Origin of the sequence: Kribbella sp. NBC_01484, from assembly GCF_036227145.1 — a bacterium.
Taxonomy (GTDB): domain Bacteria; phylum Actinomycetota; class Actinomycetes; order Propionibacteriales; family Kribbellaceae; genus Kribbella.
Genome location: NZ_CP109437.1, coordinates 3132355 through 3146227 on the forward strand (window position 1 = coordinate 3132355; position 13873 = coordinate 3146227).

The 13873-nt window shown below is 68.2% G+C and carries 13 protein-coding genes; 8 read left to right on the forward strand and 5 right to left on the reverse strand.

Annotated features, from left to right (window positions below; translation table 11 throughout):
• Nucleotides 1–29: 29 nt before the first annotated feature.
• Nucleotides 30–1226 carry a DNA polymerase IV gene (dinB, locus tag OG555_RS15515; RefSeq protein WP_329483588.1) on the reverse strand — a complete coding sequence of 399 codons (1197 nt, stop codon included), beginning with the start codon at nucleotides 1224–1226 and terminating at the stop codon, nucleotides 30–32.
• A gap of 86 nt (nucleotides 1227–1312) precedes the next feature.
• Here dinB and OG555_RS15520 point away from each other — a divergent pair, with 86 nt between their 5' ends.
• The gene (locus tag OG555_RS15520) at nucleotides 1313–2524 is read left to right on the forward strand and encodes an MFS transporter (RefSeq protein ID WP_329483589.1); all 1212 of its coding nucleotides are present in this window, start codon (nucleotides 1313–1315) and stop codon (nucleotides 2522–2524) included.
• Here the strand turns inward: OG555_RS15520 and OG555_RS15525 are convergent.
• The 3 genes from OG555_RS15525 to OG555_RS15535 all read right to left on the reverse strand — a co-directional run bounded on the left by OG555_RS15525 (nucleotide 2407) and on the right by OG555_RS15535 (nucleotide 3996).
• Nucleotides 2407–3000, reverse strand: a complete 594-nt coding sequence (locus OG555_RS15525; protein ID WP_329483590.1) for a dihydrofolate reductase family protein — start codon at nucleotides 2998–3000, stop codon at nucleotides 2407–2409. The genes OG555_RS15520 and OG555_RS15525 overlap by 118 nt on opposite strands.
• A gap of 57 nt (nucleotides 3001–3057) precedes the next feature.
• On the reverse strand, nucleotides 3058–3597 hold the full coding sequence (locus OG555_RS15530; RefSeq protein WP_329483591.1) for a dihydrofolate reductase family protein: 540 nt from the start codon (nucleotides 3595–3597) through the stop codon (nucleotides 3058–3060).
• 66 nt (nucleotides 3598–3663) lie between these two features.
• Nucleotides 3664–3996, reverse strand: coding sequence for an ArsR/SmtB family transcription factor (locus OG555_RS15535; protein ID WP_328525290.1), 333 nt, complete (start codon nucleotides 3994–3996; stop codon nucleotides 3664–3666).
• 277 nt (nucleotides 3997–4273) lie between these two features.
• Here OG555_RS15535 and OG555_RS15540 point away from each other — a divergent pair, with 277 nt between their 5' ends.
• Together OG555_RS15540 and OG555_RS15545 are read left to right on the forward strand one after the other, a co-directional pair.
• Nucleotides 4274–5542, forward strand: a complete 1269-nt coding sequence (locus OG555_RS15540) for an aspartate kinase (RefSeq protein WP_329483592.1) — start codon at nucleotides 4274–4276, stop codon at nucleotides 5540–5542.
• Nucleotides 5543–5547: 5 nt separating this feature from the next.
• Entirely contained in the window at nucleotides 5548–6645 is a 1098-nt protein-coding gene (locus OG555_RS15545) for an aspartate-semialdehyde dehydrogenase (protein WP_329483593.1), read from the forward strand.
• 46 nt (nucleotides 6646–6691) lie between these two features.
• Here OG555_RS15545 and OG555_RS15550 read toward each other — a convergent pair whose 3' ends face one another.
• A complete protein-coding gene (locus tag OG555_RS15550; RefSeq protein ID WP_329483595.1) occupies nucleotides 6692–7681 on the reverse strand; it encodes a helix-turn-helix domain-containing protein in 990 nt (329 codons plus the stop codon).
• A gap of 1338 nt (nucleotides 7682–9019) precedes the next feature.
• Between OG555_RS15550 and OG555_RS15555 the strand changes: the two genes are divergently transcribed.
• Genes OG555_RS15555 through OG555_RS15575 form a run of 5 tightly spaced genes read left to right on the forward strand, consistent with a single transcriptional unit; the run spans nucleotide 9020 to nucleotide 13873 of the window.
• Nucleotides 9020–9886 (forward strand): ABC transporter permease, encoded by an 867-nt coding sequence (locus OG555_RS15555; protein ID WP_329483596.1) that lies wholly within the window; start codon nucleotides 9020–9022, stop codon nucleotides 9884–9886.
• On the forward strand, nucleotides 9873–10691 hold the full coding sequence (locus OG555_RS15560) for an ABC transporter ATP-binding protein (RefSeq protein ID WP_329483597.1): 819 nt from the start codon (nucleotides 9873–9875) through the stop codon (nucleotides 10689–10691). Before OG555_RS15555 ends, OG555_RS15560 begins: the two co-directional genes overlap by 14 nt.
• A gap of 2 nt (nucleotides 10692–10693) precedes the next feature.
• Nucleotides 10694–11782 (forward strand): glycosyltransferase, encoded by a 1089-nt coding sequence (locus OG555_RS15565; protein ID WP_329483598.1) that lies wholly within the window; start codon nucleotides 10694–10696, stop codon nucleotides 11780–11782.
• Between the two features lie 19 nt (nucleotides 11783–11801).
• Nucleotides 11802–13124: a glycosyltransferase gene (locus OG555_RS15570; RefSeq protein WP_329483600.1), complete on the forward strand. Its 1323-nt coding sequence runs from the start codon at nucleotides 11802–11804 to the stop codon at nucleotides 13122–13124.
• Nucleotides 13121–13873 carry a hypothetical protein gene (locus OG555_RS15575; protein ID WP_329483601.1) on the forward strand — a complete coding sequence of 251 codons (753 nt, stop codon included), beginning with the start codon at nucleotides 13121–13123 and terminating at the stop codon, nucleotides 13871–13873. The genes OG555_RS15570 and OG555_RS15575 overlap by 4 nt, the downstream gene beginning before the upstream one ends.

Sequence of the window (13873 nt, forward strand, 5' to 3'; positions counted from 1 at the left end):
CGCACAAAGAACCTACTCGGACGAGGAACCTAGTCGGGCAGCATCGGCACCATCAGTCCCTGGTCGCGGCCGAGCAGGATCCCACGGGTGATCGCATTCGTGCCGAACTTGTCCTTCACCCGATCCATGGCCGTGTCCAGCTCGTCGTTCGCCGCCTTGTCGAAGGGCAGCGCGAGCTGCTGTGCCGCCTCGTTCTCCAGGTTGCCGACGGAGATGCCGATCATCGTGATCCCCTGTGCCGCGATGAGTGGCCCGGCGGTGGTCAGCAGCGCCCGCGCGGTGATCAGGATCGCCCGCGTCTGATCTGTTGCCTGCGGCAACGTATGGGACCGGGTCGCCCGGCTGAAGTCGTCGAAGCGCAGCCGCAACGTGACGGTCCGACCGGACCGCCCCGCCGTGCGCATCCGGCGCGTCACCCGATCGACCAGGCCGGCCAGTACGGCGTCGAGGGTGGCCGGCGACTTGGGTGAACGGCCGAGGGCTCGTTGCGAACCGATCGACCGCCGACGACGGCCGACCTCGATCGGCCGGGGATCCCGGTTGTGTGCCAGCGCGTGCAGGTGCCGCCCGGAAGCCCGCCCGAGCATCGCGACCAGCGCGGCCTCGGGCAGCATCGCGACATCACCGACCTTGGTGAGCCCCCGGCTGCGCAGCTTCTCCGCGGTCACCTCGCCCACGCCCCACAGACGCTCGACATTCAGCGGATGCAGGAACTCCAGCTCCCGCTCGGGCTGCACCTCGAGCAACCCGTCCGGCTTCGCGACCCCGCTGGCGACCTTGGCCAGGAACTTCGTCCGCGCCACCCCGACCGTGATCGGCAGCCCGACCTTCGACAGCACGTCGGTGCGCAACCGCTGGGCGATCTCCAATGGCGTCCCGGAGATCTTCCGCAACCCGCCGACGTCGAGGAACGCCTCGTCGATCGACAATCCCTCGACCAGCGGCGTGGTCTCCTCGAAGACCTTGAACACGGCTTTGCTGGCCTCCGAGTACGCCGACATCCGCGGGTCCACCACGATCGCGCCGGGGCAGCGGCGCAATGCCTGTCCACCGTTCATCGCGGTGCGGACGCCGTACGCCTTGGCCTCGTAGCTGCAGGCGAGGACGACGCCGGCGCCGACGATGACCGGGCGGCCGCGCAGGCGTGGGTCGTCCCGCTGCTCGACCGAGGCGTAGAACGCGTCCAGGTCGGCATGCAGGATGGTCGCCCCGCGGGATTCGGACACGAACACATGTTCGCATACGTCGCCGACAACAAGATAGGGAGAAATCCCGAGGCAGCGGCCGGCGCTGTCAGGACAGAATGCAGCCCATGGACCTGACGTCGTACCGCGATCTCTGGAAGACCCACGGTGTGATGGCGCTGTTGGCTTCGGCTCTGATCGCGCGGCTGCCGGTGATGGCGACGATGGTGCCGCTGTCGTTCCTGGCGAAGGATGCGGCCGGCAACTTCGGCTGGGCCGGTGTGGTGGCCGGTGGCTATTCGGTCGGTATGGCGGTCGCAAGCGTGGTGTGGTCGCGGCGCGCGGATCGTCGAGGCGCACGTAGGGTCCTGATCGCCACCGGGATGACGTGGGGCGTGTTGATGGCGGTCGTCGCCATGCTGCCGGACAGCTGGTATCGGGTGCTGCCCCTGGCGGCCGCGCTGGCCGGAATGTTCGTCGCGCCGGTGACGTCGGCGCTGCGGGCGAGCTGGCCGCGTCTTGTACACGGTGCGCGGTTGCGGGCGATCTATGCGCTGGACGCGACCGCCCAAGAACTCCTCTTCGTCATCGGTCCGATGCTCGGCGCGCTGGTGGTCAGCTTCGCCAGCCCGCGGGCAGGTCTGCTCGGCTGTGCCGCGACCGCGGCCGGGGCGATCTGGTGGTTCGGTCTCAAGCAGCAGCCGCGGGCGATCCACGAGGAGGACGGCAGTGTCCGGCCGACCGTGCGCGAGTTGCTCATCCATCGGCATCGGTTCGCGCTTCTGTTCGCTTTCGCCTGCATGGTCACGGGTTTCGCGGCGATGTCGCTCGGCATCGTCGCGTTCGCCGACGAGCACGGCAACCGGCTGATCGCCGGCGTACTCGAGATGGTGGCCGCGCTCGGCAGTCTGACCGGCGGTCTCGTCGGCGGCGCGCTGCCCGGGCGGCGCGAGTCGCACGTCTGGCGACGGATGCTCGCGATGACGGTCCTGGTCGTCGGCTGCGTCTTCGCCACCTCGTCCGTCGTGGCGCTGTCGGTGATGATGTTCGCGGCCGGCGCTCTGATCGCGCCGACGGTCGGCGCGATCTACGAGCGGCTCGGCGGGTTGACGCCGGCCTCCGCCCGGACGGAGATCTTCGGCTGGATGCTGAGTGGCGGGATGATCGGCTCGGCGGCCGGCTCCGCGATCGCCGGCGCGTTGGTCGAGTCGTTCGGGGTTCGCTACGCGTGGGTCCTGATGGCCGGCATCGCGCTCGTCGCGACGCTGTCCGTGCTGCGCGTGCCGCCCCATCGCCCGGCCGAGTCCGCCGACCTCGAAGGCGCCGCGGTCGCCGCGTAGAGCACGCGGTAGCTGGCCTCCAGTACGCCGCCATCGCGCGCGCACATCGAGATCAGCCGCAGGGTACGGCGATCCAGCAACGTGCCGCGGCCCGCGGCCACCGGGTGGATCAGGAGCGACACCTCGTCGATCAACCTCCATCGCAGCAGCGAACGGACCAGCGCCAGACTGCCGACGACATGAAGGTCGTCGCCGGGCACCCCCTTCAGTGCCGTCAGCACCCGGCGCGGATCACCTTGCAGTACTTCGGTGTCCCGCCGCGCAAGCACCGGCCGGGACGCGATGACGAGCTTGCGCGCGAGATCCAGCCCGGTGACGGAACCGGCGTACTGCTCGAACGTCTTCCGGCCGAGCAGGACCGTTTCCGCACCGGTCACCAATTGGTCGAGCGCCTGGCCGGCGTCGGGGAGCCATTGCTCCGGCCGGTCGACGATGCCGTCCTCCGACATGCACAGTCGGGCCACGATGTTGCGCATCTCTACCGCTCCTCTGAGTCTCCTTACCAACTCAGATGCAGCGGCGGCGCCGAATGTTTAGGCCGATCGGTACACGGTGTGCAGCACGCCGGTGGAAAACGGCGTACAGGAAACCAGTTCGAGCGGGATGTGGTCGCCGCCGTCGAACAGGCGGGCGCCGGAACCGAGCGCGATCGGATGGATCAGCAGGTGCAGTTCGTCGATCAGCTTGGCGCGCAGCAGCGAGCGGGTCAGCGTCAGGCTGCCGCTGATGCTGATGTCGCGGCCCGGTCCCTGCTTCAGCTCGGTCAGGGCCTCGATCGGGTCGCCCTTCAGGAGTGACGAGTTCTGCCAGGCGTCGACCTGGTCAAGTGTGTTCGAGACGACCAGCTTCGGTGTGCCGTTCATCACGTCGGCGCCGTCGGCCTCCGGGTGCTCAGGCCAGTACGACGCGAACTCCTGCCACGACTTGCGTCCCAGCAGCATGGTGTCGGACCGCGACCAGATCGCCTCGACCGCGCCGCCCATCTCGTCGTTGAAGTACGGGAAATGCCAGGTGCCCGGCGCCTCGGCGACTCCGTCGAGCGAGATGAACAGTCCGGCGATGATGTTGCGCATGGTGACTCCTCGGTGATGGGTTGCCTTTCACCGAGGCGTCGACCGGCCGGTGGCCGGATCGACACGTCAGTCGACGGAATTCTTCCGGCGGCCGCGATGGATCTCGGTCTCCAGGGCGTCCAGGCGGTTGATCCAGAACTTGCGATACCGGTCCAGCCAGGTGTCGATCTCGCGCAGGGGGCCGGGGTCGACGGCGTACAGCCGCCGGGTGCCGTCCACGGTGACGGTCGCGAACCCGTTGTCGCGCAGCACCCGCAGATGCTGGGAGACGGCCGGCTGGCTGATGCCGAACTCGTCGCCGATCGCCGCCGCGATACTGCCGGCCGGCAACTCGCCGTCGGCCAGCAACTCCAGGATCCGGCGCCGGACCGGGTCGCCGAGAATGTCGAACGCGTGCACGGCCACAGTATTTCAGTGATGACTTATATGAACAAGAGCCTTGTCCGGCCGGACGGTTTCCGGCCCGTACGGAGCGTCGCCGTGGAACCTTCCGGCGGCGTCCGGATCGGCCGGACGACCGGGGCGGTGGGTTGGGGAAGGTAGCAAGTGCTGTGCGCCCAGGTGCTGGTCAGCCGGTAGGCAACGAGCAGGTCACGGCTAGAATGACCCGGAAACGACTACGCCTGGTGCAACGCCGCACGGCGTACCGCAACCAGTGGTTTGAGGAGAGTCAGCTGTGGGACGCGTCGTACACAAGTACGGCGGTTCTTCGGTCGCCGACGCCGATGGCATCAAGCGCGTGGCCCAACGGATCGTCGCGACGAAGAAGGCCGGGAACGACGTGGTGGTGGTCATCTCCGCCATGGGCGACACCACCGACGAATTGATGGACCTGGCCCAGCAGGTCTCTCCGCTGCCCCCGCCGCGCGAGCTGGACATGCTGCTCACCTCGGGTGAGCGGATCTCCGCCGCGCTGCTGGCGATGGCGATCGCGAACCTGGGCTACGAGGCGCGAAGCTTCACCGGCTCGCAGGCCGGCGTGATCACCACGTCCGCGCACGGCAACGCGCGCATCATCGACATCACGCCGGGCCGGATCGAGGGGGCGCTGGGCGAGGGCCACATCGCGATCGTGGCCGGTTTCCAGGGCGTCGCCCAGGACACCAAGGACATCACCACGATGGGCCGCGGCGCCTCCGACACCACCGCGGTCGCGCTGGCCGCCGCGCTGGAGGCCGACTACTGCGAGATCTACACCGACGTGGACGGCATCTTCACCGCGGACCCGCGGATCGTGCCGGCCGCGAGGCAGATCCCGAAGATCTCCTACGAAGAGATGCTCGAGATGGCTGCCTGCGGCGCCAAGGTGCTGCACCTGCGTTGCGTCGAGTACGCGCGGCGCTACAACGTCCCTGTCCATGTGCGCTCCTCCTTCTCGCAGAAGGAAGGCACCTGGGTCGTCGATGCGAAGGAACTGGATCAGATGGAACAGGCGATCATCTCCGGCGTTGCCCACGACCGCGGCGAGGCCAAGATCACCGTGGTCGGCGTGCCCGACAAGCCGGGTGAGGCCGCCCGGATCTTCGAGACGGTCGCCGGCGCCGAGACCAACATCGACATGATCGTGCAGAACGTGTCGGCCGTGGCCACCAACCGCACCGACATCTCGTTCACGCTGCCCCGCGCCGACGGCGCCCGGGCGATGTCCGCGCTGGCCCGGATGAAGGACGAAGTGGGCTACGAGCAGTTGCTGTACGACGACCAGATCGGCAAGGTGTCGGTGATCGGCGTCGGCATGCGCTCGCACCCGGGCGTGTCGGCGAAATTCTTCTCCGCGCTCGCCGACGCAGGCGTGAACATCGAGATGATCTCGACGTCGGAGATCAGGATCTCGGTGGTGATCGACGAGAACCTTGTAGACGCAGCCGTCACAGCGGCGCACACTGCATTCGACCTGGACGACGAGCACACCCAAGCTGTCGTGTACGGAGGAACTGGACGGTGACACCTGTGAGCGCTTTGGATCACGAGACCGAAGACCGGGCGGGCCTGCCCTCGCTGGCGGTGGTCGGGGCGACCGGCGCCGTCGGGTCGGTGATGCTGGCCCTGCTCTCGACCCGGGAGAACGTCTGGGGAGAGATCCGGCTGATCGCGTCCGAGCGCTCCGCGGGCAAACGGCTGAAGGTCCGCGGCGAGGAGGTCGAAGTCGTCGCGATCAGCGAGGACGCCTTCGACGGCGTCGACGTGGCGATGTTCGACGTACCGGACGACGTGTCCGCGCACTGGGCGCCGATCGCGGCCGCCAAGGGCGCCGTCGTGGTGGACAACTCCGGCGCGTTCCGGATGGACCCGGACGTCCCGCTGGTGGTGCCCGAGGTGAACGCCGAAGCGGCCCGGAACCGGCCGAAGGGGATCATCTCCAACCCCAACTGCACGACGCTGTCGATGATCGTCGCGATGGGTGCGCTGCACCACCGCTACGAGCTCGAGCAGCTCGTGGTCGCGTCGTACCAGGCCGCCTCCGGGGCGGGCCAGGACGGCATCGACGCGCTCTACGACCAGCTGACGAAGGTGGCCGGCAATCGCGACCTCGGCACCACGCCGGGCGACGTCCGCCGGGTGATCGGCAACGATCTCGGCCCGTTCCCGGCCCCGCTGGCGCTGAACGTCGTACCGTGGGCCGGCTCGCTGAAGGACGGCGGCTGGTCGTCGGAGGAGCTGAAGGTCCGCAACGAGTCGCGCAAGATCCTCGGGCTGCCGGATCTGAAGGTCTCCGCGACCTGTGTCCGCGTCCCGGTCATCACCACGCACTCGCTGTCGGTGCACGCGCGGTTCGTCCAGGAGGTGGACGCCGACGGCGCCCGGGAGGTACTGCGGGACGCCCCGGGCGTGCTGCTGTTCGACAACCCGGCCGAAGGTGAGTTCCCGACCCCGGCCGACGTGGTCGGCACCGACCCGACCTGGGTCGGCCGGATCCGCAAGTCGCTGGACGACCCGAACGCGCTCGAGCTGTTCGTCTGTGGCGACAACCTGCGCAAGGGTGCGGCCCTGAACACGGCCCAGATCGCCGAGGTCGTCGCCAAGGAGTTCACCGCCGCCAAGGCCTGAATCTCCCAACAAACAAAGGGCTCCCAGGTGGGAGCCCTTTGTTTGTCTACAACCAGTTCTCGCGGGCGGCGTGCAGGGCCAGCTGGAAGCGGGTGCTGGCGCCGGTGCGGTTCATCAGGCGCTCGAGATAGCGGAAGAACGTCCGCCGGCTGATGCCCAGCGTGCGGGCGATGGTGTCGTCCGCGGCGCCGGTCGCGAGCAGGGCCAGCAGCCGGCGCTCGATCGGTTCGAGCCGGTCGTCCTCGGTGCCGACCGAGGCATGCAGCGGCAGCGCGTTGCGCCAGCAGAGCTCGAACATGCCGATCAACGCGGTCAGCAGGCTGCTCGGCCGGATGATCAGCAGCGACCGGTTCACATCGGTGTCGCGCACCGACATCGACACGAACGCGATCGACGCGTCGATGATGGTCAGCTTCGCCGGTACGTCGGGCAGCACCCGGGCCTGCTCACCGGCCTCCACACACGGGAGGATGTTCTCGGTCAGATACCCGGGCACCTCGACCGATTCGGGCGAGTACACGACCCGGTACGAGATGCCGCGCTTGAGGTGCTCGATCTCCTCCTGGTTCGGGCCGCCGATGTAGTACGGCGGGGAGTCGATGGCCAGGATCTCCCGCTGCGCACCGCCCTTGATCTGGTGGATCCGCTCGATGATCGCGCTGCCGGTGACCACTTCGATCAGGTGCGTGGTCGACTCGTTGTGCACGGTCCGGCGGAACTCGTCGTACGCGTTCAGGACCTCGATCCGGGCCTGCTTCAGCTCCGACTCGCGCCGCAGCGTCATCGCCTCCAGACCGGCGTCCGGGGGCACCGGCAGGAAGCGGGAACGGTCCGATCCGGACCGTCGGGCCAGGCCCGCCTGGACCAGCCCGCCGAGCGTCGAATCGATGCTCGCCGACCGATCGGGGACCGCCTCGTCCAGTTCGGTGATCGACGACGGTCCGGTCCGCAGCAGGTGCTGGTAGACCTTGATCTCGTCGTCAGTGAGTCCGAGCACCTTGAGATGGTCGGCACGCTCCGTGTCCGTTGTGCTCACAACTTCCCCTCCCTTCCGAATGCTGTCACCGTCGGCAACCGTCCCTCCAGAATAAGACGGCCGATCCAGCGCCGATCGCACTGTCCGTGTCGTCGTGAATGCGCCTAGCGATATTTGTTGTCCTGTCAGCATTCTTGTGCCGTGTCACCATCTGGCCACCATTTCCGCGCAGTTGTGAGCGAGAATTGAGGTCCAGCAGCCCGGCGACGGACCACCTGAGCGCCGCCGGGCTGCTGTTCCAATTCTGGCCTGAGTTCGCTGCTACGTCAGCGGAGCCCGTTTCGGTTGGGTCTCGATCCCGGCGCATCGGTGCCCTCGCACTCCCGTGCCATCACCGGCTGTGCCGGAGGGTGTACAAACTGTGCATCTCCATCGTGAGGCCGATGAGGAGGAGAGCCCGATGCGACCGGTTCCGCCCCGTACCGCGGTTCGCATCGGTGCTGCCGTCCCCAGCGCACCCGCCCTGGCAATTTTGCAGGGATGCCGGGGCGCGCTGCCTTCCGCCGGCCTCGGGCCCGTCCCCACATCTGCTGCGCGCACCTGTCGGCGATCGCAGCACGTCTGGGGACGAGCCCAAGGTGCGATGACCGCCGCCCTGGTCATCGTGCCGGTCGATCCGGCGCGTGCCCGCTCCGCCTCCGCCCACCGCGGACGGGTCCCTGGATCGCGTGTGAGGCCCCGGGAGGTGCCGAGCGGAGCTCCGTGGATGGTGAGGCTGTCCATGGGGAGCGGGGACATCAGGTCCGCCGCCCGGCTCGCCCCGGCCAGGAAGCACCTCCTGGGGTCCCACAGTGCCATTTTGGCCTCGCCTCCGGCTCGGCGCGGTCATGGGGCTTTACGCCCGCCCTTCCCTCGTCGCTCCAGTCGCTTCGCTCCCTACGCTCCTCAGTCCAGGTCGGGCGGCCCCATGACCGGGTCGTGGGGCTGGGTGGGACATGTCACGACAACTTCCCGGGCGCGGGTAGCGTCGTACTGGTGAATTGACCGCGATTTGACCTTGTGCACTGTCGTTCGCCCCGGCGGACGGTGAGCATGGTCGCTGCGCCGTTTCCGTTGCGCTGGAAGGCGTTTTGGCCGTCGATGGCTGTCAAATGTATATTCCGGGTAACGATCGGCGCAGGACGACTCTGGCGTTGTGGGCATAGTGGCGTGCGACGTTTGGTAGCCGTCTGTACGTCGTTGCTCACTATGGAGGACCACTGTGTCGTCGGCGTGTGAGCAGATCCGCTACTCTGCTTCCCGGTCTGCGTGGCCCGCCGTCGTACCGGGCGGCAACCGCCGAAACCCAGGTGATCGGCCACAGAGACTCGACTTCCGGCAGAGAGAGGCGTCGCCTGAATGAACGCGACTAGCGTCGACGAGGAGTTCAACCCGTCGGTGCACGTGTACGAACCGCACAAGGTCGGCCTACCGGCGCTGCGTCCTTACTTCAAGGCACTGTGGCAGCGCCGGGAGTTCGCGGCCGAGATGTCCCGGACGAACATCCGGGCGGCCAACACCAACACCTTCTTCGGACAGGTGTGGCTGGTCCTGAACCCGCTGCTGCTCGCCTTGGTGTACTACCTGCTGACCGACATCATCGCCGGCGGTGCCTCCAAGGTCGGTGCCGCGGAGCGGTTCGCCCACATGTGTGGCGGCCTGTTCGCCTTCTACTACTTCTCCGGTGCGATGACCGCCGGTGCGGCCAGCGTGGTCGGTGGCGGCAAGCTACTGATGAACCAGTCGTTCCCGCGGATGCTGCTGCCGCTGTCCGCGGTGCGGACGGCATTCCACCGGTTCCTGCCGACCCTGGTCGTGTACTTCGGTATCCACCTGGCGATGCGTCAGCCGCTGCGCTGGCCGATGCTGCTGGCCCCGGCCTTCCTGATCATGCTGACGATCTTCGCCGCCGGCATGGGCATGATCTTCGCCGCCCTGCAGGTGTACTTCCGCGACACCACGAGCTTCCTGCCGTACTTCGTGCGGATCTGGCTCTACATGTCGCCGGTGCTCTGGTTCGCCGAGCAGGCCCCGCCCAAGTTCAAGGGCTTCATTCAGTACAACCCGCTGTATCCGCTGCTCGGCGGCTGGACCGACCTCCTGGTGCGCGGTGACATCCCGAAGTGGCAGATGTGGGCCGGTGCCGGGTTCTGGGCCATCCTTGCCTTCGTGGTGGGCTCGTTGTTCTTCATGTCGAGGGAGCGTGAGTTCGTTGTCCGTCTCTGAGACCGAGAAGAAGCCGATGCAGAAGAGCACGTCGGGTATGCCGGCGGTCAAGGTGCAGGACGTGTCCATCACCTACCGGACCACGTTCGAGCGGGTACCCACCTTCAAGAGCGCGATCGTCCGGTTCGGTCGCGGCGAGCGCGCGGTCCGCGAGGTCAAGGCCGTCCAGAACGTCTCCTTCGACGTCAACCACGGCACCACCATCGGCATCATCGGCGCGAACGGCGCCGGCAAGTCGACGCTGATGCGCGCGGTCGCCGGCATCCTGCCGCCGACCTCGGGCCGGATCGAGGTGCACGGCCGGGTCTCCACCCTGCTGTCACTGGGCGTCGGCTTCAACGCGGCGCTGTCCGGCAAGGAGAACGTCGTACTGGGTGGACTCGCGGCCGGTCTGAGCCGCAAGGAGATCGAGGCGCGGTACGAGGAGATCGCCGAGTTCGCCGAGCTCGGCGACTTCATGGAGATGCCGATGCGGACGTACTCGTCCGGCATGTTCAGCCGGCTGGCGTTCTCCGTCGCCGTCCACATGGATCCGGACATCCTGCTGATCGACGAGGCGCTGTCCGCCGGTGACGCGTCGTTCAAGACCAAGGCCGCGGCCAAGATGTCGGAACTGGTCACGAACAGCCGGACCATGTTCCTGGTCAGCCACGCGATGAGCAGTGTCCGCGAGATGTGCAACGACTGCATCTGGTTGCACAAGGGCAAGCTGATGATGCGGGGCGAGCCGGACGAGGTGATCCAGGCCTACACGAAGTTCCTGCAGGTCGGCGAAGCAGAAGCCGTTTCTCTCGAGGACCTCTGACGATGTCACGCAGCACGGCGCCGGACGTGGGGATCATCACGACCGGTCATGACGTCGCTGACGCGCGCCTGCACAAGATCACCGCGGCGCTGCAGCACCGGGACCTCAGCGTCGAGCTCTGGGGTCTCGGTGAGCCGGCCGGTGGGCCCGCGGGCGCCACGATCCACGCCGGACCGCGGGGCAACCTGGTCCAGCGGCTGGCGCGGACCGCCGTACTGCCGTGGCGGACCAACGCCAAGGTGGTGATGACGGTCGATCCGGACATGATCCCGATCACCCGGTTCGTCACCACCGTCCGGCGGCGCAAGATGGTCGCCGACGTGCACGAGGACTACACCCGGCTGCTCGCCGATCGCGCCTGGGCCAAGGGCCCGGCCGGTCTGCCCGCCCGGCTGATCGTCCGGGCCAGCTCCAAGCTGGCCGCCGGCGCCGACCTCACCGTCGTCGCCGACTCGCACCTCGCCCCGCACGAGGCGAAGCAGCGGCTGGTCGTGCAGAACCTGCCGTACATCCCGTTCCTGGCCCCGACGCCGCCGTCCGGCTCGCCGCGCGCGGTGTACGTCGGGGACCTGCGGGCCAGCCGTGGATTGTTCGACATGGTCGAGACCGTCGCCGCGGCCCCGGACTGGTCTCTCGACCTGATCGGCCCGGTCGCACCGTCGGACCGGGACCGGCTCGAAGCCCGGATCGGGCAGTCCGACCTGGCCGGCCGGGTCCGGCTGCACGGACGCCAGCCACCGGCCGAGTCGTGGCGGCTCACCCAGGGAGCCTGGGCGAGCCTGGCGATGCTGCAGCCGACGCCGGCGTTCGTGGAGGCGATGCCGTCCAAGATCTACGAGTACCTCGCCAGCGGTCTTCCCGTGCTGTCCACCCGCCTGCCCCGGCAGACCAGGGTGATCGAGGAGTCCGGTGGCGGAGTCCTGGTGGAGTCGGTGGCGGAGGCGTCCGAGACCCTGCGGCGCTGGTCCGCGGATCCCGGCGAGCTGGAGAAGCTGCGTGACCACGCGCTGCAGTGGGCGGCTGACCATCTGCCCGCGACCACGCCGTACGACGAACTGGCCGACGCGATTCTCAACCTGCTAAGAGCCTGAACCTGCTGAGAGGAAGGGCATGACCGACCGCCCACACATGCTGTACGTCGCCTGGGGCTATCCGCCCTGCCGAGGTGGCGGTGTCTACCGGGCCCTGGCCACGGCCAACCGGTTCGCCGCGCTCGGCTGGAAGGTGACCGTGCTGACGGCCGACCGCGAAACCTTCCATCGGTTCACCGGCGCCGACCTGACCCTCGAGGAGCGGATCGACCCGTCCATCGAGGTCGTCCGGGTCCCGTTCGAGTGGCCGATCCTGGAAGCCGACCTGCGCAAGTGGTCCAAGCGCCGGGCCTCCAACCCGAAGCTGTGGAGCAAGTGGCGCACGAAGCAGGACCAGATCCCGTTCCCGGAGACCGGGTACGGGCCGTGGCGCTCGATCATCGAGAAGGCCGCGGAGCGCATCCACCAGGCGCACAAGGTCGACCTGACGGTCGCCACCGCGAACCCGCACGTCGCGTTCACCGCCGCGTACCACCTGCACAAGAAGCACGGCGTCCAGTACGTGATGGACTACCGGGACGCGTGGCTGTTGGACGTGTTCACCGGTGACCGGCTGCACGAGCCGAACAGCCGGGCCGCCAAGTGGGAGAAGAAGCTGGTCGAGTCCGCGCGCGAGGTCTGGTTCGTGAACGACCCGATCAAGGAGTGGCACGAGAAGCTCTACCCGGCGCAGGCCGCGAAGATGCACACCGTCGCCAACGGCTTCGACCCCGACCTGGTGCCGGACACCCACGACCGTGGCCCGGTGACCGACCGGCCGCTGGTCTTCGGGTACGTCGGGACCGTGTCGCCGAAGGTGCCGCTGGCCGAGTTCGTCGAGGGCTGGCAACTCGCCCGCTCGTCGTCGGAGGAGCTGGCCGGCGCGAAGGCCAAGATCCACGGCTACCTCGGGTACTACGCGCAGCCGCGCGCGGACATGCTCGGCACGATCAACAGCGCGTCCGACGACGGGGTCAGCTACGAGGGCCCGGTCGGCAAGGCGGAGATCGCCAAGGCGTACGACGAGTTCGACGTCCAGCTGCTGATGCTCGGCAAGGGGCGCTACGTGACGAGCGGCAAGGTGTTCGAGTACCTGGCGACCGGGTTGCCGGTCGTGTCGGTGCACGACCCGGAGAACGCGGCGTCCGACGTACTGCGGGGTCATCCACTGTGGTTCCCGGTGTCGGAGGTGACGCCCGAGGCGATCGCGGCGGCGCTGACCGAGGCCGCGCACGCTGCCCGGACGGCCGACGAGGGGATCCGGGCGAAGGCGCGCGAGTTCGGTGCGTCGTACCGGCGTGATCTGCAGCTGGATCCGCGGATCGAAGCGCTGGCCGCGGCCGTGAAGGGAGTGGCGGCATGAAGAACGTCGTCCTGCTCAGCACGCGCCGGTTGCCACCCACGTACTTCGACACCGTCCGCGAGGACCTCGGCAATGCCGAGATCACCCTCGACGTCGTCGGCTGGGTAGCCCCTGCCGGCCCCGTCGCCGACAAGGTCCACACCTTCACTCTCATCGGGCCGGGCCGGATGCCAGTTGCTCCCACCCCGGAGCCTGTCGCTGACCCCACCGACGACGCACCCGACGCGGTCATCGCACCGGAGGCGGTCGCCGAGCCGGAAGCTGTGGTTTCCGACGAGGCCGAGGTCGCACCTGCCGCCGCCGAAGTAGCCGCAGCCGCACCAGAACCCCAGCCCGCACCCGCCCCGAAACCCAAACCGACTGGGATCAAGCGAGTGCGGAAGGCTGTGGCCTGGCGGGCGCGGAAGGCTCGGAAGGTGGCTGGGCGGATGTTGCCTAAGGCAATTAAGACGTCGGCGCCGGTGAAGTTCCTGCGGGGGAATCGGGCCAGCAAGGATCTGGGGAAGACGTACTGGGGCCGGGTGCTGAGTCGCCGGGACGTGATGGCGACGATCGAGAAGGCTGATGTGGTGGTCGCGCTGGATGCGGGCGCGATCTGGGCCGGGTGGAATCTGGGCCAGCGCCGGGCGAGTGCGCCGGTCGTGCTGGGGATTCCGGCGGCCCGGCGGGAGCTGGATCAGTTGAACGCTGCGCCCGAAAAGCTGAAGGCTCCGCCGGAAAAGCTGAAGGCTCCGGCAGGTAATGGGTGA

What these genes read in the sequence shown, in the direction of transcription:
- OG555_RS15570 (WP_329483600.1), top strand. Translation starts at nt 11,802, where the DNA reads ATGACCGACCGCCCACACATGCTGTACGTCGCCTGGGGCTATCCGCCC.
- OG555_RS15525 (WP_329483590.1), bottom strand. Translation starts at nt 3,000, where the DNA reads ATGCGCAACATCGTGGCCCGACTGTGCATGTCGGAGGACGGCATCGTC.
- OG555_RS15520 (WP_329483589.1), top strand. Translation starts at nt 1,313, where the DNA reads ATGGACCTGACGTCGTACCGCGATCTCTGGAAGACCCACGGTGTGATG.
- OG555_RS15530 (WP_329483591.1), bottom strand. Translation starts at nt 3,597, where the DNA reads ATGCGCAACATCATCGCCGGACTGTTCATCTCGCTCGACGGAGTCGCC.
- OG555_RS15555 (WP_329483596.1), top strand. Translation starts at nt 9,020, where the DNA reads ATGAACGCGACTAGCGTCGACGAGGAGTTCAACCCGTCGGTGCACGTG.
- OG555_RS15575 (WP_329483601.1), top strand. Translation starts at nt 13,121, where the DNA reads ATGAAGAACGTCGTCCTGCTCAGCACGCGCCGGTTGCCACCCACGTAC.
- OG555_RS15565 (WP_329483598.1), top strand. Translation starts at nt 10,694, where the DNA reads ATGTCACGCAGCACGGCGCCGGACGTGGGGATCATCACGACCGGTCAT.